General features: G+C 62.8%; 2 protein-coding genes. Both read left to right on the forward strand.

The features are described 5' to 3' along the window. Positions 1–2,266: NarK family nitrate/nitrite MFS transporter (locus K7H91_RS21475; protein WP_330166032.1), on the forward strand; the 2,266-nt coding region annotated here is incomplete at its 5' end. A gap of 24 nt (positions 2,267–2,290) precedes the next feature. Then, a partial coding sequence (locus K7H91_RS21480; protein WP_230721808.1) for a hypothetical protein occupies positions 2,291–2,406 on the forward strand: 116 nt, incomplete at its 3' end.

The following is a 2,406-nucleotide window of genomic DNA, read 5'->3' on the forward strand; positions in this document are numbered from 1 at the left end:
GGCGCTCGGCATTTTCGGCGCCGGCAATGTCGGCGCGGCGATCACCAAATTCGGCGCGCCTTTCGTCATGGTCGCCTTCGGCTGGCAGGCGGTGGCCAATGTCTGGGCCTTTGCGCTTGCGGCGATCGCTGTCATCTTCTTCGTTTTTTCCAAAAATGATCCGGTGTTCGAGGCGCGCCGGCGTTCCGGTGCGAAGGCCACCACGGTCGCGGCCCAGCTTGCGCCGCTGAAGAACCTGCAGGTCTGGCGCTTCTCGCTGTACTATTTCTTCGTCTTCGGCGCCTTCGTCGCGCTGGCGCTGTGGCTGCCGCACTACCTCGTCGATGTCTACGGCGTCGATATCCGCACCGCGGGCATGGCGGCGGCCGCCTTCTCGCTCTCGGCCAGCCTGTTCCGCGCCTATGGCGGTCATCTCTCGGACCGGTTCGGCGCGCGTTCGGTGATGTACTGGACCTTCGGCTTTGCGCTGCTCTTGCTGTTCATGCTGTCCTATCCGCCGACGAGCTACACGATCCACGCCAAGGGCGGCGACATCATCTTTACGACCGCGATGAGCTTCGGCGCCTTCGTGCTGATGATCTTCTGTCTCGGCTTCTTCATGAGCCTCGGCAAGGCGGCGGTCTACAAGCACATCCCGGTCTACTATCCCGACAATGTCGGCTCGGTCGGCGGTCTCGTCGGCATGATCGGCGGGCTCGGCGGCTTCGTCCTGCCGATCGTGTTCGGCACGTTGCTGGACCTGACCGGCGTCTACACCACCTGCTTCGCCTTCCTGTTTCTGCTGGTGCTGGTCGCCCTGACATGGATGCATCTTTCCATCCGTCAGATGGAGCGCCGCAACCGGGCGACGACCGACACCTTGCCGGAACTGCCGGAATTCGAGGGCATGACGCCGAAGACGTCGGCGGCGACGCTGACGGAATGGAACCCGGAAGACAAAACCTTCTGGGAAAAGACCGGACGGAAGATCGCCAAGCGCAATCTGTGGATCTCCATTCCCGCGCTGCTTCTGGCCTTTTCGGTCTGGATGGTCTGGTCGGTCGTGGTTGCGCGGCTTCCCGCGATCGGCTTCGATTTCACCGATGCTCAGCTGTTCTGGCTCGCGGCCCTGCCGGGGCTTTCGGGCGCGACGCTCAGGATCTTCTATTCCTTCATGGTGCCGATCTTCGGCGGCAGGCTGTGGACCACGCTCTCCACCGCCTCGCTGCTGCTGCCGGCCATGGGCATCGGCTATGCCGTGCAGAACCCGGAAACGCCCTATCTGATCTTCCTCGTTCTGGCGCTTCTCTGCGGTCTCGGCGGCGGCAATTTCGCCTCGTCCATGGCCAATATCAGCTTCTTCTTCCCCAAGGCCGAAAAGGGCAATGCGCTGGCCCTGAATGCCGGGCTGGGCAATCTCGGCGTCTCGGTCATGCAGTTCCTGGTGCCGGTCGTTATCACCATGGGCGTCTTCGGCGCGCTTGGCGGCGAACCGCAGGCGCTGAGCGACGGGGGACGGCTGTGGCTGCAGAATGCCGGCTTCGTCTGGGTGCCGTTCATCATCGCCGCCACCATCGCCGCCTATTTCGGCATGAACGACATTGCCTCGGCCAAGGCCTCGTTCGCTGATCAGGCGGTCATCTTCTCGCGCTTCCACAACTGGATCATGTGCATTCTCTATACCGGCACATTCGGCTCGTTCATCGGCTATTCGGCGGGTTTCCCGCTGTTGATGAAAACCCAGTTCCCCGAGGTCAACGCGCTGTCCTACGCCTTCCTCGGCCCGCTGGTCGGCGCGCTGAGCCGGGCGGGCACGGGGTGGATTTCCGACCGCTTCGGCGGCGGGCGGGTGACCTTCTGGACCTTTGTCGGCATGTTCGTCGCCGTGGTCGGCGTGCTGCAATTCCTGCCGCATGACGGCGCGGGCGGCAATTTCTGGGCCTTCTTCGCCTGCTTCATGGCGCTGTTCTTCCTGACCGGCGTCGGCAATGCGTCGACCTTCCAGATGATCCCGGCAATCATGCGCCGGGAAGTGCCCCGCCTGATGCCGGAACTGGATGCGGGCGCGCTGCAAAAGCAGACGGACCGCGAGAGCGCGGCGATCATCGCCTTCACCTCGGCGATTGCCGCCTATGGCGCATTCTTCATCCCGAAGTCCTACGGCACCTCGATTTCGATGACCGGCGGACCGGACATGGCGCTGTGGGGCTTCGGCATCTTCTACGTCATTTGCGCCGTGCTGACCTTCTTCTACTACACCCGCCGCAACGCGCCGGTGCCCTGCTAATCGCCCGAAACAAAGGAACGGATCATGTCTCTTCTCCTCGACCGCCTCAATTTTCTGGCACGCAAGAATGTCGACACATTCTCCGATGGTCACGGCGTCACCACCAATGAAAACCGCGACTGGGAAGACGCCTATCGCAA

The organism is Martelella mediterranea (genome assembly GCF_021021415.1).
GTDB classification, from domain to species: domain Bacteria; phylum Pseudomonadota; class Alphaproteobacteria; order Rhizobiales; family Rhizobiaceae; genus Martelella; species Martelella mediterranea_C.